Source organism: Barnesiella sp. An22, from assembly GCF_002159975.1.
In the GTDB taxonomy this organism is placed as follows: Bacteria; Bacteroidota; Bacteroidia; order Bacteroidales; family Barnesiellaceae; genus Barnesiella; species Barnesiella merdigallinarum.
Window position 1 is genome coordinate 146,052 of sequence record NZ_NFJR01000006.1, and the last position, 24,132, is coordinate 170,183.

The 24,132-nt window shown below is 55.9% G+C and carries 15 protein-coding genes and 2 riboswitches; of the genes, 5 read left to right on the forward strand and 10 right to left on the reverse strand.

Annotation, left to right across the window (positions count from 1 at the left end; genetic code table 11):
* Positions 1 to 53: 53 nt before the first annotated feature.
* The 4 genes from B5F38_RS08010 to B5F38_RS08025 all read right to left on the reverse strand — a co-directional run bounded on the left by B5F38_RS08010 (position 54) and on the right by B5F38_RS08025 (position 8,482).
* Positions 54 to 3,722 carry a leucine-rich repeat protein gene (locus B5F38_RS08010; protein ID WP_087408769.1) on the reverse strand — a complete coding sequence of 1,223 codons (3,669 nt, stop codon included), beginning with the start codon at positions 3,720 to 3,722 and terminating at the stop codon, positions 54 to 56.
* Positions 3,723 to 3,866: 144 nt separating this feature from the next.
* A riboswitch (cobalamin riboswitch) is annotated at positions 3,867 to 4,057 on the reverse strand.
* 31 nt (positions 4,058 to 4,088) lie between these two features.
* Positions 4,089 to 5,294, reverse strand: a complete 1,206-nt coding sequence (locus B5F38_RS08015) for a cell surface protein (RefSeq protein WP_087408770.1) — start codon at positions 5,292 to 5,294, stop codon at positions 4,089 to 4,091.
* 6 nt (positions 5,295 to 5,300) lie between these two features.
* A complete protein-coding gene (locus tag B5F38_RS08020) occupies positions 5,301 to 6,467 on the reverse strand; it encodes a DUF5074 domain-containing protein (RefSeq protein WP_206422487.1) in 1,167 nt (388 codons plus the stop codon).
* Positions 6,467 to 8,482, reverse strand: coding sequence for a TonB-dependent receptor (locus tag B5F38_RS08025; protein WP_087881022.1), 2,016 nt, complete (start codon positions 8,480 to 8,482; stop codon positions 6,467 to 6,469). Before B5F38_RS08025 ends, B5F38_RS08020 begins: the two co-directional genes overlap by 1 nt.
* A gap of 111 nt (positions 8,483 to 8,593) precedes the next feature.
* A riboswitch (cobalamin riboswitch) is annotated at positions 8,594 to 8,794 on the reverse strand.
* A gap of 181 nt (positions 8,795 to 8,975) precedes the next feature.
* Here B5F38_RS08025 and B5F38_RS08030 point away from each other — a divergent pair.
* Genes B5F38_RS08030 through B5F38_RS08050 form a run of 5 tightly spaced genes read left to right on the forward strand, consistent with a single transcriptional unit; the run spans position 8,976 to position 13,256 of the window.
* A complete protein-coding gene (locus tag B5F38_RS08030) occupies positions 8,976 to 9,245 on the forward strand; it encodes a DUF4492 domain-containing protein (RefSeq protein WP_087408772.1) in 270 nt (89 codons plus the stop codon).
* Entirely contained in the window at positions 9,242 to 10,795 is a 1,554-nt protein-coding gene (locus tag B5F38_RS08035) for a cytochrome ubiquinol oxidase subunit I (protein ID WP_087408773.1), read from the forward strand. The genes B5F38_RS08030 and B5F38_RS08035 overlap by 4 nt, the downstream gene beginning before the upstream one ends.
* A gap of 9 nt (positions 10,796 to 10,804) precedes the next feature.
* Complete coding sequence (gene cydB / locus B5F38_RS08040; protein ID WP_087408774.1) at positions 10,805 to 11,956, forward strand: cytochrome d ubiquinol oxidase subunit II; 1,152 nt, start codon at positions 10,805 to 10,807, stop codon at positions 11,954 to 11,956.
* Between the two features lie 58 nt (positions 11,957 to 12,014).
* Entirely contained in the window at positions 12,015 to 12,617 is a 603-nt protein-coding gene (locus B5F38_RS08045; protein WP_087408827.1) for a YigZ family protein, read from the forward strand.
* Positions 12,618 to 12,620: 3 nt separating this feature from the next.
* Entirely contained in the window at positions 12,621 to 13,256 is a 636-nt protein-coding gene (locus tag B5F38_RS08050; RefSeq protein ID WP_162611677.1) for a sugar O-acetyltransferase, read from the forward strand.
* 78 nt (positions 13,257 to 13,334) lie between these two features.
* Here the strand turns inward: B5F38_RS08050 and B5F38_RS08055 are convergent, their stop codons facing one another.
* The 6 genes from B5F38_RS08055 to B5F38_RS08080 all read right to left on the reverse strand — a co-directional run bounded on the left by B5F38_RS08055 (position 13,335) and on the right by B5F38_RS08080 (position 24,117).
* Positions 13,335 to 14,048 (reverse strand): YjjG family noncanonical pyrimidine nucleotidase, encoded by a 714-nt coding sequence (locus B5F38_RS08055; protein ID WP_087408775.1) that lies wholly within the window; start codon positions 14,046 to 14,048, stop codon positions 13,335 to 13,337.
* A 231-nt stretch (positions 14,049 to 14,279) separates the two neighbouring features.
* Positions 14,280 to 15,281: a phosphodiester glycosidase family protein gene (locus B5F38_RS08060; protein ID WP_087408776.1), complete on the reverse strand. Its 1,002-nt coding sequence runs from the start codon at positions 15,279 to 15,281 to the stop codon at positions 14,280 to 14,282.
* Between the two features lie 24 nt (positions 15,282 to 15,305).
* Positions 15,306 to 17,879: an endonuclease/exonuclease/phosphatase family protein gene (locus tag B5F38_RS08065; RefSeq protein ID WP_158096858.1), complete on the reverse strand. Its 2,574-nt coding sequence runs from the start codon at positions 17,877 to 17,879 to the stop codon at positions 15,306 to 15,308.
* A gap of 13 nt (positions 17,880 to 17,892) precedes the next feature.
* A complete protein-coding gene (locus tag B5F38_RS08070; protein WP_158096859.1) occupies positions 17,893 to 20,367 on the reverse strand; it encodes a phosphodiester glycosidase family protein in 2,475 nt (824 codons plus the stop codon).
* Positions 20,368 to 20,471: 104 nt separating this feature from the next.
* Positions 20,472 to 22,280, reverse strand: coding sequence for a T9SS type A sorting domain-containing protein (locus tag B5F38_RS08075; RefSeq protein WP_087408779.1), 1,809 nt, complete (start codon positions 22,278 to 22,280; stop codon positions 20,472 to 20,474).
* 91 nt (positions 22,281 to 22,371) lie between these two features.
* Positions 22,372 to 24,117, reverse strand: a complete 1,746-nt coding sequence (locus tag B5F38_RS08080) for a RagB/SusD family nutrient uptake outer membrane protein (RefSeq protein WP_087408780.1) — start codon at positions 24,115 to 24,117, stop codon at positions 22,372 to 22,374.
* Between the last annotated feature and the right edge of the window lie 15 nt (positions 24,118 to 24,132).

Sequence of the window (24,132 nt, forward strand, 5' to 3'; positions counted from 1 at the left end):
CCTCCCGGAGCCGAGCCCCGGGAGGTCGCCCTCTATGCCATGACCTCGTTCGCTCAGCGTCTGAGATCGGTATTTACAAACACTTTCAAAACCTCTACCGAATGGTCGTCATACACGACCTTCACCAGATTGATACCCGGCACGGGAGCGGGCAACCGCTTGCCGTCGACCGAATAGTATTCGCGTGTCAGCACCACCTTGTCGGCCCCGACACCCTCGATGCCGGTGGGAGTAGCCACCCGGAAGGAGATTCGGAGCGTCGCCGTCGAGGTGGTCAGCACCAGCGTATAGTCGCCGGCCGGGAGCTCCTCGCCCTCACGCACGAGCGTAAGCACGGCCCCTTCGCTCGAGAGCGAGAAGGTCTGCCCGGCAAGCTCGGTATCGCCCTGTTTCAGGCGGACCGTAACGGCATCGGCCTCCACGAGGCTGCGATTGAAGGTGATGGCAAAGGTGGTTGTCTTTCCGTCGATTTCGAGCAACTCGCCACCGTCGAGCGTCATCTCGGGAGCAGTCGATACGATGGAGAGTTGGGTGAGCCAGGGCTGTATGTCGAACGCCTTCCAGTAGTTGGCCTCGGCATAATCGCCGCACGACTCGGCCGGCACATAGATTTTACAGCTCTCGGGCACCTTGTCGAAGGTGTTCGAGCTGGCCCCCGAGGGGAGCGCGCTGTTGATGTAGAGGCTCTCGAGGGCCGAACAGCCGCCAAAGGTATAGTTTGCTACCGAAGCGATGGCGCCGTTTACCACCACCCGGGTGAGCGAGGTATTGTTTCTGAAGAGGTTCGATTCGAGCGCCTTCACGCCGGTACCCAGCTCGGCCGACTGCAGGGCCGAACAACCGTAGAAGGCCGAGGCTCCCAACGAAGTTACCCCGTCGGGCACCACAATCGAGGTGAGCGAAGTACAGCCCGAGAAGAGGGCCGAACCCAGCGTGGTCACCTTATCGGAAAATTGAGCCGATTCCAGCCCCGTGCAACCGTAGAAGGCCGAGCGGCCGAAGGTGGTCACTCCGGGAGCATCGGGCAGACGTTTCAACCCGCGGCAGTTGTAGAAGGCGTAGTCGGCAATCTCGACAATCCGGTCGGAGAGCACCACCGAGTCGAGCACCGTACAGCCGTAGAAGGCATAGTCGGGAACTGAAGTTACCCCACCGCCGATGCGTGCCGTACGCAGGCCGGTACACTCTCTGAACACATAGCCGCCCAACATGGTCACCCGGTCGGGAATATCGACCTCGGTCAACTTCGCACACCCCTTGAAGGCATACTCCCTTATTTCGACAATCTGCTCGGTCAGGGGCAGTTGGCTGAGGCCGCTGTTCTGGAAGGCATATTTTCCTATCGCCGTAATGTTGGCGGGCAATACCACCGATTCCAGAGCCGTACAGCCGCTAAAGGCATAGTCGGGTACCGCAGCAATGCCCGTGCCGAGCGTGGCCGAGGTCAATGCCGTACACTTTTCAAAGGCGTAGGAACCTATCGAGGTGATGCTGTTGGGCACCGTCAACTCGGTAATGCCCGTACAGCCCGAGAAGGCCGAGGCTCCCAGCGTCACAATCCGGTCGCTCAAGGGCAACGACTTCAACGCCGAACACCCTTTGAAGGCACTGGCCCCTATCTCGGTCACCGAGGGGCAGGCAATCTGCGACAGCATCGTACAGGAGTTGAAGGCATAGTCGCCAATCTTGGTGATGCCGTTCCCCACGGTGAGGGTCTCCAGCTTCTTGCAGTTGCTGAAGGCATAGGTGCCCAGCATGGTGACACTGTTGGGAATATCGAGGGTCTGTATCGCCGCTCCATAGAAGGCACGGCTGCCAATCGACTGCAACCCGTCGTTGAGGGTAAGGGTCGTGAGCGGACAGTTGAAGAAACTCCACTCCCCTATCGTCTGCACCGTAGCGGGCAATACCAGCGAGGTGAGGCCGGCACTGTCGAAAGCGCGGTCGCCGATGGCGGTGAGCCGGTTGCCCAGCGTGAGCGACGTCAGCTTCTTGCAGTCGGCAAAGGCATAGTCGCCGACAGTCGTGAGGCCGTTGCCCAACGATACGGTCGTGAGCGAAGCGCACTTGCTGAAGGCATGGCTACCCAGCGAGGTCACCCCGTCGGGCAGCGACACCGAGGCGATGGCCGTCTCGGCAAAGGCATATTTCCCGATTTCGCGCAAAGCCGATTGCCCGGACAGGGTCAGGCTCTGCAAGGCACTGCAACCGTAACAGGCATAATCGCCCACCCGTGTCACCGTAGCCGGAAGCTCCACCGCAGCCAGAGCCGAGCAGCCGTAAAAGGCCGAATCGCCTACCTGCGTGAGCGAATGGCCCAGCGAGGCCGAAGCCAGTTTGACACAGCCGTTGAAGGCCAGAGCCTCTATGGTAGTCAGACCGTCGGGCAACGCTACGGCGGTCAAAGCCGTACAGCCGGCAAAGGCCGAACGTCCCAGAGTCTTGAGATTTTCGTTTGTCGTGAGCGTAGTCAGTGCCGTACAACCGCCGAAGGCTTCGGCACCAATCGTGGCGGCCGACTCGGGCAGCTCCACGGCGGTCAGCCCCGTACAGCCGTAGAAAGTCCCCTCGCCTATCGTCTGCACCGTGGCGGGGAGCTCTATCGAAGTCAGTTTGGTACACCCCATGAAAGCCATGTCGCCGATGGCGGTCACCGTACAGGATTGGCCATCGAGCTCGACCGTGGCGGGTATGGTCAAGGAGCCCGAAAAGGTTGCATACGAGTCGTCATACATGATAACTGCCGTGTGGGGAGCCTCGCCCGGAATGGCCACCACGGCCTTTTCGCCCACGGTGAGAGTGACCGGGTCGGTCGATACCGAGCCCAGCCGGTTTCCGGCCACACAATAGTAGCTGCCGGCATCGGCCGTCGTAGCCGACGCTATCGAGTAGACAGCCTTCACGGCCCCTTCGATGGCGACCTTGTCCTTATACCACTGATAGGTGAGGCTGTCGCCCCGGAATACCGGCACAAAAGCAGCCGGCTCGCCCGGCGACACCACCAGGCTCTCGGGCTGACTCTTTATCGAGGGTTCGGTGAGCCCGTTCTTGGCGGCAGCGGCCAGCGGTTTCCAGTCATACGACTGCATGCCGGCCGAGAAATTCCAACCGTCCCAACACCCGTCGGTGAGCTTACGGCCCGAGATTCCCATGTTGCTGTAATACCACGAATCGCTATCGGCCGACTTCGTCCAGTACGACCAGTAGCCCTGATACCACCCCGACTGCCAATAGTCCTCGGGGTCGGTACAGCTCCACCCGTCGTAGGAGTAGCCCGACATGGGTATCAATCCCAACTCGTTGGCCTGCCGCACCTCACCATCCTTGACGATGGCAAAATCGCCGCTCTTGTTCACATCGTAGCCTAAGCCCGAGACCGTGCTGCCGAACGCCGTGCCCGACTCCGAGGCAATGACAAACCGCGGGTCGGCTGCCGCAATGGCCGTAATCATGGTGGCGCCGGTAGCCTCGCCGTCCCAGCGGAAGCCCCACACCAGAGCACTCTCCTCGCCGTCGACATTCCACTGCACCGCCAGAGCCGCCCGGTTGGCGCCCTCGCCGGTCCAGTTTTCAATCATTTCCATCGTGAAGGTTCCATCGGCAATAGCCCGAGGCGATACCTGCTGCACGGCGGTAGGGTGCGGCCGCCCCTGCACAAGTATCTGTGCCGGCAACTGCATCACCGCAAACAGCAAAAGCATGAAAACATAAATCTTTTTCATTTCGGTTAAATCTTTAAGTATTAAAATTGAACAATCGTTTTTGCCATTTCAATACTTGCAAGATATGGTTTACCCCTGCCCATAGAACCGCCTCCGGCCTGCCGGCCCGGAATCGTTTTTTGCCACAGCTCATACCTCGCAAGCTATCGGGACAATACGCACGGCAGGTCTTCTGACTCACTCCGGCAGCCGAGGCCTTCCCAATCGCACGGATCAGTGGCTTGTCTCTCGGCTCCTTTTCGATGGAGTTCACAGCAGCGGGACTGTTCGGGACTCACACCCGATTCCCTTTTAATCGGCCTTCAACGGGCCGAACCGGTGCGCACTATACGCTATTTTATTCTTACTATTCTATCTCTCTTTTTCTTACTTTTCCGCGATGTGCAAATCGGTCACTCCGGCCACCTCGGTCGAGCACTCGCCCAACCAGCCGTTGAACTGATTGACACCGGTATAGATCTTGATAAAGTCGATGCCCTGCAAATGCACGGGATTGCCCTCGGCATCGACCGCCCAGTCGATTTTGAAGTTGGACTTTTCGCTGTCGTTGGGGTGGTTGTCGGCATACCCCCAGTCGTAGGCATAGAGCACATAATAGGAGCCGTCGCCGCTCTCGTCGATGGCATTGTCGGGCAAGCGGGTGCCCTCGAACGTGAGCGTCTCGTCGGAGAGCCACTGCGGGTAATAGGATTGCTTGTGGAAAACGACCTTCGACACGTAGCCGGTCCCGCCCTGGTTGTCGGTCCAGCGCACATAGGTCGAGTCGGTCACGCTGGTATCGGTACCGGGCACCGGAGTCTTGTTTTCGTCGGGGCGGTAATAGGTGATTCCGTAATTTTTCACCGTCTCTTCCTTGTGATATTCACTGCCGGCCAGTTCGTACCACTCGTCATCGGGGAGGCCGTTGCCGTTGACATCGACCGATACCATCACGATACCGGGCTCGCTGCTGCCGCCCGATGCGGCAGTGGGTTTGCCCGTGGAGTAGAAGGCATTGCCCAGGACCTTGAAGTCATATTCGCCCGGACGGTTGACAATCGTATGGTCGAACCCTACGACAATGTAGCCGCCATAGCCACCCAAGGTCACCATAGTACCGGCATTGTAGGCGAGGCAATCCTCGGCCTTCTGCCGCATGGACTCCTCGGTGTCGCCCTCGCTATACTCGGGCAGCTCGTTGACAAACTGCCCCGGAGCCGGGCGATACTCATGCACCCGGGTGATGTAGGGGCTGTAAGCTACCTCCTCCTGGCGGACCACAATCTGCATGAGGTGTTCGACAGGGTTGACCGAGTCGTAGATGTTCAACTTCAGCCAGTAGGTTCCGGTCTCGTAGGCCACGAAGGTATAGTCGCGGGTGGTGGCCACGAGCGAGTCGACCGCCGTCGATTCGTAGGAGAGCTTCCACTCATAGCGCTCCCCGCTGAACTCGGGGTGAAGCGTGAGGCTCTTCATGCGTTCCACCACATAGGTATCGTCGAGTCCCAGCGAAATCATGGCCGGGGAATCGGACTGACAAGCGGCCAGGAAACCAAGCCACACGATCGACAAAAAGTACAATATCCGTTTCATATCCTGTTAGTTTGTTTTCTTCAAAAAAGCCATGTGCGCCGGTATGTCGCCGGTACGCACCTTCCACTTGAGCTTCCCGTCGCGGCCATAGCACAGCAGGTTTCCGCTCGACACATAGTTCTTGGCATCGGTCACGTAGATGTCGCCGTTCTCGGGGTTTACCTTCAACCCGTAGGGAATCTCGATATCGGTCTCGGTACCGTCCGTGATGAAGTTGTCCGATACCAACCGGCCGGTGCGCACGTCGACAATACCGTAGGTCACCCGGTTCTCCTGCGATATATCGCTCCAGGCCACGCTGTAGAGGTAGAGCGAGTCGCCGCAAATCTCCATCTCGCTACACGGAATATCGAGCGTGTCGCTCACCTCCATGCGGCCGGTGCGCTTGTCTTTCTCCAGCACGAAGAGGCGCGAAGGCACCGACTTGTAGTCGCCTCGCGAGGAGACCCACAGCTTGCCGTAGCGGTCGGCCCTGACACGGTGCAGATTGATTCCCACGGGAATCTTGCGTATCTGGGTCATCGTGGCAATGTCGATGACCGAGACCGTGTAGTCGTAGTTGGGCTTGCGGTATCCGCCCGAGTTGGCCACATAGATGAGGCCGTCCTGCACCACCAGCTCGTCGGGCTGATAGCCCACCGTCACCTCGGCCGTCACCTCGAGGGTGGCCGTATCGACCTGGAAGACGGCGCCGAGCTGGGCGTTCGGGTCGATACCTACCGGCCCCACATAAGACGACACATAGGCGTAGCCGCCGTCGAAGGCCACATACCGGCAGTTGGGAATATCGACCTGGCCGATACGCTGGCAGGTACGGGCGTCGAGCACCTCGACCTTGTGCGAGCAGTTGATGACGGCATAGAGTTTGGAACCGTAAATCTGTATGTCGTTCCCCACGTCGCCCAGCTCCTTGACTACATTGGGGTTACGCTCGGCATAGAGGTTGCGGGCATACTGCCCCTGCTCGAAGTCGACAAAGTCGAGCGTACACTTGTTCGACCCCATGTTGCCCTCGTTGAGCAGATAGAACCCGGCAAAGGGCGACTCACGGTCGAGCATCGGCAACGACTCGTATTCGGTGAGGACAATCACATCGTCCTCCCGGCACGAGGTCATCGATACCAGCATCGCCAGCATCATCCCGATAATTATATGTAAAATTCTGCCTCTCATCATAATTCAATAGCTATGCCAAACCGATAGTTACGCATCGGCATGGGGTAATTGAGCACTACGTCGTAGGCCTGGTCGAACAGGTTGTTGACCTCAGCCGTCACTTTCAGATTCACAGCTTTGATTTTGAACGACTTCACCAGCGATATGTCGCTCGTGTACCACGGCTGCACATAGTTATACTCGATATTCTCCTGCTGGTTGTACCGCTCGCCCACGTAGACAAAGCTGTAGTTGAGGCCCCAATCCTTGTAGGTGAGCCCCAGAATGGCCGAGCCGCTGTGCCAGGGGATATAGGGTATCTGGTCGCGGTAGTAGTTGTCGCTGGGGTTGGTGATGTCGATGGCCTCCTGATAGGTATACTGCACCTTGGTCATCAGCCCTATTTCGAGCGGCAGCCGGAAGGTGGCCGTGGCCTGCACGTCGACGCCCCGGATGTCGACCTTCCCCAGGTTGAGCATGGTCCAGCGGAACTGCTGCCCCTTGGGATAGGCGACAATCTTGTCCTTCACCAGATTGTAATAGGCATCCACACCGGTATGGAATCCCGAGAGGAATCCCGTCTTGGGTGCCACGGCATAGGTAAAGCCCACGTTGTACTGGGTGGCACTCTCGGGCTTTAGGGCCGAGTTGCCCATATCGGTGTAATAGAGGTCGTTGAAGGTGGGCATGCGGTATATCTGCTTGTAGAAGGCTCGCAGCACCCAGTTGTATCGCTTGAGCGGCTGGTACGAGAGGAAGACGGCGGGTGTCACCTTGCTCTTGTTGGGAGCCTTGGTCTGCCCTTCGGCCGTCTCGTCGACCAGCGTAGCCAGCACGCTGGCCTGCATCTTCAGCCGGTCGGCCAGCGAGAAGGCGGTGGCGGCCGAAATCCAGTGGGTGTAGCGGCTGGCCGAGAGATACTCCGACAGCCCGTTCCACTGCATGTCGTAGGCCACCGACACGTCCCAGTTGCGGAGTATCGAATACTTGTTGGCCAACGACACGTAGACCTCGCGCTGCTTGTACTGGTTGTCGACCCGCATCAGCTTGTCGTCGTTGTTCACATAGTGGGTATAATCGAACGCATACTTGGCATTGACCTTGAGGCTGTACTTGCGGGTAATATCCTGCTGATAGACGCCTTGCACGAAGGTGTTGCGGTCCCACAACCGCTCGCCGTTGCGCCACACGTTGTTGACGATGGCGCCGGGGATACCCCGCTCGGAGCTGTAATGGTAGACGTAGGCTTTCCAAAAACCGTTGGAGAGATAGCCCTGCAGACCGCCCTCGAAACGCACGGCATCGATGTCGCCGTTTTGCCGGGTAGCCGTGGTGTCGTAGGCCACCTCGCCCGAGGGGGTAACCCGCTTGTAACGGAATTTGTACTTACCGCTCGAGTTGGTCCACTCGCTGTTGAAGGTCATGCTCACGCTCTCGCTGAGCTTGTATTCGAAGAGCACCGAGGGGTTGACCAAGTCGAACGACCCCGTTTTGAACGAGGCCTTCAGGTGCGACTTCTCGCCCGGCTTGAACTTGGGCCGACGGGTGGTGAGGTAGATGGAACCGGCCGAGCCGAACTCACGGGCCGACTGGAATATCTCGCTCTTCTGCCCGTTGTAGAGCGAAATCTCCTCGATGTTCTCGAGCGAGAATTTCCCCAGGTCCACTTGGCCGTTCTGAGCATTGCCCAACTGGATACCGTTGTAATATACCCCCATGTGGTTGGTACCCATGCTGCGGATGTTGACGGTCTTCAAACCGCCCACTCCACCGTAATCCTTAATCTGAATACCCGAAAAGTAACGTATGGCATCGGCCACCGAAAAACTGTTGAGAGCCTGTAACTCCTTCCCTGCAAGTTTCTGTGAGGGTATCACCTCGCTATACCGGTTGGCCGTGACCATTACCTCGCCCAGCGACCGGGTCTGTATCGAGTCGGTCGACGAAGTCTCATCGGCCCACACCCGCACGGGCAGAGCAGCCAGTACCCCAATCGCACACACAAACGATACCCAACGACAAAGTCTTTCCATCGGACTATTTTTTAACAGCCTCGGAGCGGGTTCTTTCGATACAAGTCGGTGTAAACAGACGGACGCGTGTAGGCCACCCTTCCGCAGATTCACAAGCTCTACCCCCCGAAAGCTAATGACTAAAAGCATGGCAGGTCTTCTGACTTACTCCGGTAACCGAGGCCTTCCCAATCGTCATAATCAGTGGCTTTCAAGTATTCTCGGCACCTCTACGGGAGCTTACAGCAGCGGGACTGTTCGGGATTTTCACCCGATTCCCTTTTCATTCTACGCCCCGGACGGGGTTTCGAAACCAATGCGTGACAAAGGTAACACAAATTATTGATACTGTTCTATTTTTTCTTGGAAATTATTCCAAACCAAACCTGCACCCCAATCGTTACTTGTGAAAAAAGTATTGATTCGTAATAAAAAATAACGGTTATAAATTTGTATCAATCACAAATTTTACCGAATATTGCGAAAATTTTCTTCATCTACATACAATACACTTATGGAAGAAAACCAAACCTTGAAAAACGACAATTTCGTAGTGCGCGTATGGCGATTCTACCTTGAAGGATTCCGATCGATGACCTTGGGAAAAACACTTTGGGCAATCATTCTTATCAAACTGTTCATCATGTTTTTTATCCTGCGGCTCTTCTTTTTCCCCAACATTTTGCAAAAAGAGTTCGATACCGACGAGGAGCGGGCCAATGCCGTCATCGAAAATCTCACCAATACCAATAATTCTCAACAACAACAATCACAGGAGTTATGAACGATCTTTTCACGCTCGTAGACTGGTCGAGGGCACAATTTGCACTCACCGCTATTTATCACTGGCTGTTTGTCCCCCTCACGCTGGGGTTGGGCATAATCGTCAGTATCATGGAAACCATCTACTACCGTACCGGCGACGAACGATGGAAAACCATTACCAAATACTGGATGACCCTCTTCGGCGTCAACTTCGCCATCGGGGTGGCAACCGGTATCATTCTCGAGTTCCAGTTCGGTACCAACTGGTCCAATTACAGCTGGTTCGTGGGCGACATTTTCGGGGCGCCGCTCGCCATCGAGGGCATCATGGCCTTCTTCATGGAGGCGACCTTCATCGCCGTCATGTTCTTCGGCTGGAACAAAGTGAGCAAACGGTTCCACCTGGCTTCGACCTGGCTCACCGCCATAGGGGCCTCGATTTCGGCGCTGTGGATTCTGGTAGCCAACTCGTGGATGCAATACCCCGTGGGCATGAAGTTCGACCCCGAGACTGCCCGCAACGTCATGGACGACTTCTGGGCGCTGGTACTCTCGCCGGTAGCTGTCAACAAGTTTTTCCACGCCGTATCGGCCGGCTGGGTGCTGGGCGGCATCTTCGTCGTGGGCGTGAGTGCATGGTATCTGCTTAAGAATCGCGAAAACTTCCTGGCCAAACAGAGCATCCGCGTGGGGGCCTGGGTAGGTCTGGTGGGGGCTCTCGTCGTAGCCTACACCGGTGACGGTTCGGCCTATCAGGTAGCCGACAAGCAACCCATGAAACTGGCTGCCATGGAGGGTGTCTACCACGGCAAGGAGGGGCAGGAGCTTATCGCCTTCGGTATTCTCAATCCGGCCAAGGAGTTCAACAACAACGAGAAGGAGTTTCTCTTCGACATACCTATCCCCAAACTGCTCTCAATACTGGCTACGCGCCAGGTCGACGGTTTCGTGCCGGGTATCAACGACATCATCGACGGCGGTTACCCCGACAAGAACCTCAAGGGTGAGGAGATTATCGCTCTCTCGGCTCAGGAGAAGATGGAGCGCGGCCGCCTGGCCATCGCCGCTCTGGCCGACTTCAACACGGCCCGGCAAAACAACGACACCACAGCCATGAACGAGGCCCGGGCCCGACTCGATGCCAACTACGAATACTTCGGCTACGGCTATGTCGACTCGGTCGAACAGCTCATTCCCCACGTGCCGTTTGTCTTCTACTCGTTCCACATCATGATTATCCTGGGCGGTTACTTTATCCTCTTCTTCATCCTCGTGCTCATCCTCTCCTACAAAGAGAAACTGCATAACCTCAAATGGATGTTGTGGGTAGCCATACTCACCATTCCGCTGGGATACGTCTGCCTCGAAGCCGGCTGGATTGTGGCCGAGATGGGCCGCCAACCGTGGGTTATCCAGGACATCATGCCTACCTTCGCCGCCATCTCGAAAATCGAGGTAGCCTCGGTACAGACCACCTTCTGGTTGTTTGCCGCACTCTTTACCATCCTGCTCATCGCCGAGGTGGGTATCATGTTGAAACAAATCAAAAAAGGAACCGAAAAAAAATAAAGACACACTATGGAACTGAACGAACTATTTTACCAGCACTATTGGTGGTTTCTCATCTCGCTGCTGGGCGCAATACTGGTATTCCTGCTCTTTGTGCAGGGCGGACAATCGCTGCTGGCGACCATGGGTAAAAACGAAATTGAAAAGAGCATGATGGTCAACTCGCTGGGCCGCAAGTGGGAGTTCACCTTCACCACCCTCGTGGTGTTCGGCGGGGCCTTCTTCGCCTCCTTCCCCCTCTTCTACTCCACCAGTTTCGGCGGGGCCTACTGGCTGTGGATGGCCATCCTGTTCAGCTTCATCATACAGGCCGTATCGTATGAATACCGTTCGAAGAGCGGCAACTTCCTGGGCAAAAAGACCTACGACGCCTTCCTCTTTGTCAACGGCGTGGTGGGCCCCCTACTGCTGGGCGTAGCCGTGGGTACCTTCTTCACCGGAGCCGATTTCGTGGTCGACAAGGCCAACCTCACCACTCCTGGGGCACCGGTCATCAGCAGCTGGACCAACGACTGGAACGGCCTGGAGGCTCTGCTCGACGTGCGCAACCTGTTGCTGGGCATCACGGTGCTCCTGCTGGCCCGCACACAAGGAGCCCTCTACTTCATGAACAATATCAAGGACGATACCCTCTTCGAACGGGCACGCAAACAGGTGCTGGTCAACGGCATCGTGTTCGTGCTCTTCTTCCTCTCGTTCGTGGCTGCTACCCTGATGGCTACCGGCTACGAGACCAACCCGCTCACCGGCGAGGTATTTACCCGGCCCTACAAATATTTCTACAATTTCGTTGAAATGCCGTGGGTAGCCTTCATGTTCCTCGTGGGTGTGGTGCTGGTGCTCTATGCCCTCATCCGCTCGGTATTCGGGCAGCACTTCACCCGAGGCATCTGGTTCTCGGGTATCGGCACCGTACTGGTGGTTCTCAGCCTCTTCTTCATCGCCGGCTACAACCACACCCCCTACTACCCTTCGGCTGCCGACATGCAGAGCTCGCTCACCATCTGCAACAGCTCGTCGAGCCTCTTCACCTTGAAAACCATGAGCGTAGTATCGCTGCTCATCCCCTTTGTGCTGGCCTATATCTTCTACGTATGGCGCGCCATGGACAAAAAGCCCATCACCGCCAGTGAAATGGAAAGCAACGAACACAAATATTGATACTTGCGTATTCCCCAAAAAGAGCTTACTTTTGCAGAGGTAAGCTCTTTTTTTGTATATGGACGACACCTACCTGACCATATCGCGCACCTCGGAGGGAATTTACAAGGAGAAGATGAGTAAGTTCCTCTCCTTCGCTATCCCCGTGACCACCGTCGACGAGGTGAAGCGTGAGCTCGAAAAATACCAGAAGGAGTACTACGACGCCCGCCACGTGTGCTGGGCCTACATGCTGGGACACGAGCGCACCCAGTTCCGCTCGAACGACAACGGCGAACCCTCGGGGACGGCCGGGAAACCGATACTCGGGCAAATCAACTCGGCCAACCTGACCGACATCCTCATCGTCGTGATACGCTACTTCGGAGGCATCAAGCTGGGTACCAGCGGACTCATCGTGGCCTACCGCGAAGCGGCTGCCGAAGCCATCGCCGCCAACGAAATCGTGGAGCGGCTGGTCGAAGACGAGGTGCAGTTCGGTTTCGAATACCCCCTGATGAACGAGGTGATGCGTGTCGTCAAGGAGGAGGGGCCAACCATCGTCTCGCAACTCTTCGACATGGACTGCGAGATGACCCTGCGCATACGCCGCTCCCGCATGGAGAACCTCAAAAACCGGCTGTCGAAAATCGACGGTCTTCACTTTCTAAACGAACCTTAGCCGATGATGACCGAACAAGAGAAAATGGAGAGAGGGCAACTGTACGATGCCTCGGCTCCCGAACTGTTGCAAAAACTGTTTGCCACCCGCGATAAACTTTTCGAACTCAACTACCGCCTGCTACCCTCGCAAACCGAGGAGCGGGAGCGGCTGCTCCGCGACATTCTGGGCACCACGCCCGAACGGTTCACCATCGTATCGCCCTTCCTGTGCGACTACGGCCACAACATCCACGTAGGCAAAAACTTCTTTGCCAACTACAACTGCGTGATGCTCGACGAGGCTCCCATCACCATCGGCGACAACGTGCTCATTGCCCCCAACGTGGGCCTCTATACCGCCGGCCACCCCATCGACGTGGAGCGTCGCAACCAGTGGCTCGAGTATGCCTGGCCCATCACCATCGGCAACAACGTGTGGATTTGCGGCGGCGTGACCATCGCCCCCGGCGTAACCATCGGCGACAACAGCATCATCGCAGCCGGCAGCGTGGTGACCGGCGACATCCCGGCCAACGTCATCGCCGGCGGTAACCCTTGCCGCGTCATACGCCCCGTCACCGAAGCTGACCGCCAACGCTCCTACGACTGGACCGAAGAGCAGGCTCGACGCACTCAAAAGAAACAAAATCGAGATTAAACCCAAACAGGACCGACGGGAGTTTCCGGCTCACACCGGCGCCTCCCATACCCACGGGCATACTCAACCGCCACCGCCTCACAGAATTGCCTTCAGTTGAGAAAGCTCGGTAACCATATAGTCGGGTTGGGGCCCGGTTACGGGCAGGTTGTCGCGGTTGAAATAGATGGCTCGCCACCCGGCATTCATCGCCCCCAGAATATCGGCGTCGTAGTTGTCGCCCACAATCACCGTATCGGCAGCGGTGCTCCCCACCACCTGCAAGGCATAGTCGAAGAGCCGGCGGTCGGGCTTGGTGATGCCTATCTCGTCAGAGAGGATGAGCCGCTTGAAATAGCGATCGATACCCCCCGACTGCAATTTGCGAGCCTGCACTTCGGCAAAGCCGTTGCTCAGGATGTAGAGCGGGTAGCCCTTGGCCGTGAGGTAATCGAGCAGATCGATAGCCCCCGGCACCAGCGTCTTCTGCTGGGCCAACACATCGAGATAGCGGTGGTTGAGAGCCATGATGAAGTCCATGTCGCCGCTCAACGCACTGCCCGCCTCACGAAACGGACGGGCAAAACGCTCCACAATCAGGAAATCTTTCGTCACCCGATTGTGGTGATACTCCTCCCACAACTCGTGATTAGCCGTCATGTAGAGCTTCTCGAACTGTTCGTAACCGGTAAATGCACGCCCGAGCGAAAACTCGTCGTACACCTGCCGCAACGACAGTTTGGAGTTGGCCTGGAAATCCCATATCGTATCGTCCAAATCGATAAACAGCGTCTTACACATCAAACCACTCATAGCTTTCTTGTTTTAGAACCGGCCATTGCATGCCTCATCGACAACACGGCCACAGGAGAGGTAACCTCCCACTCCGGCGCAAAGATAGTGCAAAAAAAGAGCAGAGACAAACCACGGTCTGCCTCTGCCTGTACAAGCTATCGAAAAATTTTCCCAACTTCCCGATAGAGCCGATTTTATTCGAAATACAGCGTCCCCCTGTGCAAAGGGGGGAACATTCACACACGTATCTTATTTCTCGACAATGGCAAAGCCGTTGCCCACGGCGCGAGGGGTGCCGTCGGAGGGCCGGTTGCGCACCACGAACGAGGCCCGGTCGGTTACATTCTCGTCGCGCAGCACCATAATCGAAGAGCCGCCGCCATCGTAGTTCACGGCATCGTAACTGCCTATGCCCCACATGAAGTCGGCCAGTTCGTAGATGTCAAGACCTTCGGCATAGTTCACCCGACGGCCGTCGACCACCACGACATAGAGCGTCTGCTTGTCTTCGGAGAGCCCGATGGCCGTGCGCGGATGCGTATCGCACAGATAGGTACCTATGCTGCTGATGCCGTCGTTGAACACGCCGCGGCGAATGAGACAACCCAGACCGCCCAATGCCTGATAAATCTCGGCACTGCGCTTGACCACGTTGCTGGCCACGTCGATGTCAACACTGCCGTCGCGCGTCATATAGACGGTAAACTCGTGATTGGGGTCCTGCCACCAGTCGCTCAACGGATAACCGTCTTTCCAAAAGAGCTCCTTGGGCTTGATGAGCGTAATCTCTCCGTCCGAAGCCGTTTTGTATACCCAAAAGCCACCGTTCACCGCCACATGTACCCGACGGCCCGAGTTCTCGAGATACTTGGCCTGCTCGGGAATCGTGTTCACCCGGGTAGGCATCACGTTCACCTCGCCATAGGGTGTAGTGGTGGCAATGGTCAGTTTCGACAAATCGACCTCGGCCACATAGGCATGTTGCCGGGCCTTGGCCGTGTTGAAGTCAATCTCCGAAAGCACCAGCCCGGGGAAACGCTCTTCGGTCGTCACCCGCGTTACTTTCGTCACCAAGTCGGTACGACTCAGGATGCGCTGCACCAATACCGACGTCGTGTCGATAGTTACCGGGTAGGAGGGCGTGTTGTTGCCTGTTCCACCCGGTTCGTCATTTCCGCTGCACGATGTAACACCCAGTGCCACAATCACGCACCAGAGCCAATACTTGCAATCTTTACCAAACCTTTTCATCTTGTTTTACCTGTTTACAATTAACTATTCGTTTATCAATACTTTAATCACTTTTACCTGTCCGGCCCGGTCGTGGACATACACCACATACACACCGGCGGGCAACGACGAAAGGTCGACCGGAGTACCCGGCACCGCTTCGCCTTCGATTTGTAAACTGCCCGATGCGGTATATATTGCGTAGCTTGCCGACGAATTTTCGGACAATACATAAAGCCGATTCTCCGATACATAAAGGTCGAGACCACTGTCGCTCGAGGCCGCCTCTATTCCCGACTCGCCGGTATACTCATAGGCACCCACCATCGAGCCGCTCGTGTTGCGCTCCACACCCCGGCCGTCGACCGTCAACTGGTCGGTATACTTACCGTTGCCGTCGATGTCGATATAAAAAGACGATTCGCGCAGAGAGGCAGCTTTCAGCACGTTCAGATTGTTGTTGCCGCAAGCGACCGACAGCACCCGCACCGTAGGCGCATGGCCACCGTTATCGGTCAATATGGGGCACAGCTTGCCGTCGACCACTTCGCTGTGAAGCATGCCGTTCAGGTCCTGCACGCTGCGGTCGTAGCTGTAACATACCATATCGCGCGTTTTAGCCGTGATGTTCATCCGGTCGGCAGCACCGTAGAGGTTGTAGGTCGAGGTCATCAGCTTGGCCGAAGTTCCCAGATAGACCTCGCCGGCCTCGGCAGCCGACGAGAAGTTGCCGGCAATGATGTTGTTGACCAGCTTCACACTACCGGCCATGACATGCACGGCCGAACCGTTGAAGTTGGCCGAGGGGGTACCGCTGCTCGTGTAGCACGAGTCGGTGTTGCCCGTGATGGTATTGTTGACCAGGTTGAGAGCCCCCGACGCGGCATTGAAATAGATGGCCGCCCCGCCGTTCGACTTGTCGGAGAGGGCGTTGCTCGTGGCTGTCAACCGATTGTTGACAAAGGTATTGTTGACCCATGTACTGCGGGTATATATCGAGGTCCCCGTCTGGGTATAGACCCCGTTACGGGCACTCACGTTGCCGGCAATCGTATTGCCCCGCAGCATGGCCAGCACCAGTCCGGCAGAATAGGCGGCACTGCCCTGGGTCGCCTGGTTATCCACGAAATAGGAGTCGTCGATGTCGGTACGCCAACCCGGAGTCTGCGAATAGAAGGCCCCACCCTGCATGCCCGACTGGTTGCGGGCAAAGGTCGTACGCTCGGCCGTGAGGTTGCCCTCGGTATATATGCCGCCGCCGTAACCGGCTGCATAGTTGTCGGTAATGTCGACATCGCGCAACACGAGGTCGATGCCTTTCGAATAGATGGCTCCGCCGCTGTTGGCACCCGAGAGGTCGGCATAGCCGCCGGTGATTTCGAGCCCGCCCAGGTCAAGGAAGCACGAGTCGGCCACCGTCACCACATGACAGGCATTATCGCCGGCCCCCGAAACGATGCGGCCGTCGGGGCCGATTACATCGTTACGACCCAGGTCGCCCGAGAGTACCGTCTTGCCCACCACAGCCGAGAAATCGGCATTGTATCCACCCCGAATGTAGACCCCCGTCGAGACATTCATCGTGGCCTGACGCCCCGTGAGCGAACCCGACTCCACGGGATAAAAAGTACCTTCGGTCATATAGATGGTATCTTGTTTCGAAGCCGCATCGAGAGCCTCCTGCAACGAAGCGAAGGGAGCCTCTTTCGAGCCGTCGCCCGCACCCGAAGCCGAAGCACTCACATACCACTTGCCGGCCTCGGCACCCTCCTGTAAGGTACAAGTAATGAGGATAGGCAGGTGATCCGAAGGGGTGACTCCCCGCCCGAAATCCTCGGTTATCGTTTCATAGGACAACACATTCACGCGATTGCAAAAGACATAGTCGATAGGCTCACCGCCCGAAAGAGTCGGGTCCCACGGTCCAAACGTGGCACCCGGCCCTACCGGAGCAGATTGTGTCGTCTTGCGACTATCATTAAAATAAGCATTAAATGTGTTATACATAGCTTTCTCGTCATAATAGGCATTGAAATCGCCTACGATAAAAGCGGGATAGTCGCCCGCTATCTCCTGCATCTTGCGCACATTCAGGCGCGCAGTCTCGGCCCGGGCAAATTCTCCCTTATGGTCGAGATGAGTAGAAAAATAGAAAAAGATTTCGCCCGTTTCCTTATTTTGCAGTTTCACCCATACGGTAATTCGCCGCACGGCCGTATCGAACGGCAACCCCGGAGCAGTAGGGTCCTCGGCCAGGAAGAACTGTCCCTTGTCGAGCAAAGTGAACTTGTCGGCTTTATAGACAACGGTCGTGTGTGTGCCCGAGCGGTTGTCCGAGGCCGAGCCTGCACCCCACGAATGGTTGGCATAGGCATCGCCCAGCAGTTTTTCGAGATCGGGCAGCATGTCGGTACTGTTCTCTTGGAGACCTATCACATCGAAATCGTGGTCTACGATATTCTTGACCACGTATCCATTGCGCACGTCCCACGACTTGTCGCCCGTATCGCTATCGTTTTTGCCTCGTATATTGTACGAGCCCATTTTGTACACGGGCGAAGCCACGAGCACCGAGGCAAAACAGCAGCTTATCAGCAATCCTAAAAATCTTTTCTTCATATTTTTGCCCATATTATTTCGTTATCCATATTTTCTGCGAAACAGATTGGCCGTCGCTTACCACACGCACCACATAGAGGCCCACGCCGGGAGCCGATATGCGGTCGCTCTCCCGGGCCAAAGCCACCAGCCCGCCACCGACGTTATACAGTTCGATGCGGTCGGCGGTGCGGCCCAGCAGCACCGTGCGCCCCTCGACCGTCCAGGCGAGACCGGCATTTGCCACCGACTCGATACCGGACGCATTTTCGTTGTAATAATTATAGATTACCTCTACGGCGGGAATCGTCAGGTGATAGGTCTCGCCCAAGGTATTCATATCCAAGCCCAGGGTCAGATACGACAGCGTGATGGGATAGTTGGCCATATCGATAGTCTCGCCCAGCGCATCGGGGAAAACAATATCGGCCACACTCTCCCGCCCCACTGCCGGAACAGGCAGGTCGACGGTATGCGTCCCCGACGGGGTCCGCAACGTGCAGGAGAGGCTCTTCATTCGGGCTTCGCCGGGATTGACATGTATGCGCAGCGTATCGGGCAAGCTGTACAACGGGATATTGCCCGACAGGGTGATGGTCTTGGCCGAAGGACTGTTGTAGAGGAACGAGAGTTCCAGCCCCTTGTCGACCGAATTGGTAACCGAGGTATTCTTGAACCCGGCCGATGTCACGAACGACACCCGCATCCAGTCGGCCGAACCGTCGTTCAGGTTCATGCAGTGGCGCACAGGCTCCTGTACTTTCACCAGCAGCGTATCGGTAAATCCCGACATCGAGCCGTAAACCTCGGCCACACCGCTCGCGAGGCCTCTCAAAACGCCTTCCTCAACCACTGCCACCTGTTCGTCGGAGCTGCGCCACGAAAGCATTTGCGGAGCTATCGATACCTCCTCGCCTTTGAGGTTGGTCATAAATACCTCGACCGGGTAGCGGTAGTGGCAATCGTTGATGACCGAGTCGAGCCGGAAATAGAGGTCCTCGATATTCTCGCGGATTGAGATTTCCATCTCGCAAGTATAGCCGGCCGGGGTGCGGGCATAGATTTTGCCCTTGCCGCTGCCGTCGGCCACGAAGCTCTTGCCGTCGGAGGTGATGTGCCCGATACCCTCGTCGCAGGTGAGGGTATAGTTGGTCACTTCGGTACTTATCAATAGGCCGTATGCGTTATAACCGTATACCTCGGGGGTATACTCCTCGCCCTTGGCCAGCACATGCGGAGGCGTGGCAAAACCGATGCCCCCGATATAGACCGATCTGGGCGCCGTGGAGACCACAAAGACGCCATCGCCCACCTGGCGCTGCACGCCGTTGGAACTGGGGTGATTGCGCACCCCCAGCATGCTGGTATATAGAGTGCTCGAACCGCCGCCGTCGAGATTCAAGGCTTCGTAAGCCCCGGCATAGCGCATGAGGTCGGCCAGCTCGCGGGTGCGTACACCCCGCGACACCGACGTGCGCCCGTCGCAGACGAGCATAATCAATGTCTTTTTATCCCGGCTGTATCCGATCGAGGTGCGCGGGTGCCACTCTACGGCATCCTTCCGCTCGTCCTCGGTATCGAGTACGGTACCGTTCCCCAGTATCTTGGGATTGCCGGTCACCAGATTGTCGACCGGCACCTCCTCGCCATCGAACGACATGGGCAGGTATACCTCTACCTCATCGCCATCGTTCAGGCTTTGGATAAAGACTCCCGACATGCCTTTCCCGCTGATGACATAGCCGCCGTCGGGCACGGCCATGTTGGTACCCCGGGCCCACGAGCCCGAGACTTTCATTTTGCAAGGTTTGCCGGGCACCAGTTTCTCGCCCGACTTGGGCAAAAGGGCAATCTCGTAATACAGCGGAAACGAGTTGCTCGTCACCTGGGTGACTTGCCCCGGCATTTTATCGGTATAAAGTATCAGTTTGTTGTTTGCGGCGTCGACATTCACCCCCGAAATTTCATAAGATTGAGTAGCCGATGTGATGGTTCCCGTGAAATCGACCGAGGCGTTGCTCAGGTAAGGGACCTTGTCGGCCGTGATGCCAAAGTGTCGACAAATCGACGAGGTAGAGGTGCGGAATATCTCGCCCTCGGCCACCGTGGCGTGGTGGGGTCGTCCCACAATACTGGTCTTGCCGTCGTTGGCTTTGCCCGACATGGCGAAGAAACCGCCGTTGATGCCGGCAAAATAGAGGCTTTCGCCCTCGACGCTGTGACTCTCGGCCATATCGGTCACGGTCTGTGCTCCGGCCAGATGGTCTTTGGCGCACACCGTGCGTATATCGACATAGGGATTGGTAAGGTCGACCGTCAGATAAAATACCGTCAAGGTGGTATCGGGGCCTGTGAGCAGCAGCGAGGTCTGGGTAGTTCCCGGCCCTATCTGGGCATGAAACGTGGTGTCTACCCGATATTCGGTATTCCACACTTTCCAGGTAACCGAAGCAAACGCATTACCGGTCACAAGGGCCAAAAGCAAAAACAGGCATTTACTTATCTTCATGGCACGACAAATCATGGCATTGACAACCGTTTTGAGAAAGATATGCTGCCGGCAAAACACCGGCAGCATACCCGATGAAAAAACTACTTAATTAAAGATTCTTATTATTTAATCACTTTGAAGGCTTCGCCATCGACATGAATGATATACACACCCTTGGCGAGCGAAGAGAGATCGATAACGTCGTTGGCCGGAACCACCTTCACGACATTTCCGCTCAGGTTGTAGACCGTAGCCTCGGCCCGGGCACCGTTTACCCGGAAGAGGCCGTTACCCAGCGTGCTGATTGTCAAGCGGTCGGCAACGGTTACATCGGCAATACCCGAAGTGGCGTCGCCGTCGTACGAACCTACACAGGTCGTAGCAGCCCGTTTGTAACCGCGTTGGTCAACCGTGAGGTCGATATTCTCGGGCAAATTCCATTCGGTCTTCAAGGCATTCAGCTCATCGATAGTCAAGCTCTTCACGGGCGAAACCGGAGCCAAAGTCTGGCTGAAACCGCCGTTGTCGCCGAAAGTGTTGTCGCCGAAGACATCGGCATAGGTATACGTTTCTCCGTCGGTATCGCTCAGATAGAGGTAGGTACCTTGTACGATTTTGCCCGTACCGTCGTCATGGTCGTCTTGAACCGAGGGGTCTTGCGTGCGGTCTCTCGGCGAGGCCCAGGAGGTGCAATACCAAGCCGTACCGGAGAGGTTGTAACCGCCGCTATACCATTTGCCGGGACGGGTATTGTTACTACGGCTCATTAATATAGCAGGATTAGAAGGTGCGGATTCGCCTAAAACACCATTCACAATATAATTATTCGCCATATAATTGAATCCGCCATAGCTCATTACCCCCAGACCACGACCTACATCCTTTGTAGCATTTTGATTACCGGAAACCGTACGAGTTTCTTGTGCAGGGGTATAATCTTTATTAGCGATTGTATTGGAAATCATATACATCGTCGTTCCGGGATAGCCCATTATAACACCAAATCCTTCGGTATAGTTATCGGCAACCAAACTGTTCACCAAATAGAGGCGGAGACGCTCGTCATTGCTACCCAAAATGATTGCCGTTCCGCGAAGTTTATTGGTATAAGCCGGTTTACCGTCGTCGCCATATTCAGCTTCAGGATAATAGTCGGTCGTAAAATAATTATCGGTAAACTGGCAACGTTGAACCACAGCTTGCGTCAGATATTCATCTCCTGCATAAGCCGAGCTTATAAACAATCCTAAGGCAGCACCCTTCTCACTAGAAAAGTTTTCTGAAAAGACACAATCAGAGATATTTGCCTCAGAAGCAATAAGTGTCAAACCCGATGTTCCGACAAAGGCGGCTCCATTTTGAATAAAGTTACACCATTGCATATCCAAATCGGTATTGAACACCATCACCGCCCCTTTATAATTACTGGCACTGTCGTAGTTGCGGAAAGCGTGTTTGAAGGTAAAACCTTTCACCGTCACGTTGATGCGCACAGGCTGGTCGCCGTCTTTGCGCTCCATATACCACAAGTGAGTGCGGTTACCGGGCACGGCGGCCACATCGCTCTCGATACCGCCCGAAATCACGGTCTCGTAGGGCGAAGGATAGGTAATATCGGTATTCGTTCCCGTACTGTTGGGGTCGAAACCACCCAGGAAAGTCACACTGCGGTTCACCGACAGATACTTGTCGAAATCGGGCGAAGAGAGTTTGTAGACACCACCGGCAAAACAGAACACGTCACCATCTTCAAAATTGCCCTGCTCCATGTTCTCGGCAAAATAGTCGTAGTTGATTGCCTGTTCCCAAGACGAACCATCGGTATCATCCGACCCGTCGGCCTTGATAAAATACGTCGTGGCAAATGTGCTGGGCACCGATGCCAACATAAACCCTGCAGCAAGCAGGCAAGAAGTCAATTTTCTTTTCATAACCACTTTGTTTTAGATTAGATTTACTGTTAATTATTGAACTGTAACCGGAGAGAAAGAGACTGTACAATCTCCTTCTCTCCGTGATGGTTTAGAAGGACAGACCGTCGTCCCAGCCCGGATTCTGCGTGAGATTATGGTTTTTCACACGTTCTTCGGTGGGGATAGGCCACAGGTAGTCGCGGTCTTCGTCCCAGGTACGTTTCACATCTTTATGAGGCCACATGTAGCCTTCGGTATCGTTGGTAAGGAAGAAATCAACTCCTAACTGATATTTGGTCAATCCAAGGCCCGATACCGGTTCGTCTTTCCAAAGAGCTGTTTCATTGCGCCCATCACCGTTGAGATCATATTTACCCACACCAGGGAAATAAACGCCATGGAACTCGTGAGTAAACTGTTTTCCCTCTTTCCAGCGGAACATATCCCACTGGCGGAAGCCTTCGAGACAAAGCTCGACGGTGCGCTCGCGGCGAATCTCCAGGATTACACCGGTCATGGCACTCTTCGTCACGTTGGGATAGCCCGTCACGTCGGCCTTCAGGTAGGGGTCGGGGTTGTTGTTGGCCTCCTCCAGGTCGATGCCCGGCATGCCCACGCGGTCACGCAAGAGGTTGACCGAAATATCGAGGTCGTTCTGCGTGAGGGTGCCCAGCTCGGCTTTGGCCTCGGCATAGTTGAGGTAAACCTCGGCCAAGCGGAAGAGCGGGTAATACATGGGCGACTTGTTCGACTGGTCGTATTTGGGTTCCATCACGAACTTGATATACTGGTAGCCGGTCAAGGTGTATTTCGACAAGGTATTGATCATCTCTTTCTCAGTACCCATCTGCACATAACCCGGTGTCAAGATGGTTTGCGCCAGACGCGGGTCGCGGCCGGTCACCTCGTCGACAAACTGTTTCTTCTCATGCCCGGGAATATCGGTGTAGCGCGAGCCGTCGGCCATGAGGTAGTGGTCGACAAAACGCTTGGTGAACGATACCCGCTGGTTGCCGGTCATCGAGTTGCACTGCGTGTTGTGCAGGATAGAGAGCTCGGTGCTGTACCGGCGGCCCAGGATAATCTCCTCGGCGGGAGCCTCGAGGCGGGCAAAGAGGTCGCGGTAAGGAGTGCTACCCTCTTTGTAAAGCGAGTAACCGCCTTTCTGAATCAGTTCGAGCGAAGCATCGGCCGAGAGTTGCAACATCTCTTCCCAATCGCCCAGATTGTGATATTTGCGGAAAGTACCCTCGAACAGGGCGGCACGCGACTTCAAGGCCAGTGCCGTCCACTTGTTCACCTCGTAAGGCGTGTGAGCCTCGGGCAGTTTGTTGATTGCCGAGTCGAGATCGGCCATGACATGAGCCATCACCACCTTGCGCGAATCGCGGGCCTTGAAGAGAAGTTCGTTGTCTTTCGACCCGATTACCTCGTCGTACCAAGGCACATCGCCATAGCGTTGTACCTTCTCGTAATAGAAGAAGGCACGCATGAAATAGGAGAAACCGTCGTAGTGGTTGCGGGCATTTACGTCGTCACAGTTTCCGCAATGTTGGAAATAGAAATTGATTTTGCGCAGGTCGCCCCAATTCCAGCCGCCCTCGGTGGCCGGAAGCCGGTTGCCCAAAAGGACATCGGAAAGGATATTCTTTACCACATCGTCGGCGCAAATATCGTTGAGGTCATCGGCATCGGGGAGCATGGCATAGTAGGCGTTGGTCCACAGGCGCAACTCCGTTTCGTTCGAGAAATAAGACTCGGGTGTAACCGTATCCTCGGGAATCAAATCCAAATCGGTACAGCCGAACAAAGCGGCTCCGATCAACACGCTGGATATATATAAAAACTTTTTCATCGTCGTTCTGTTTTA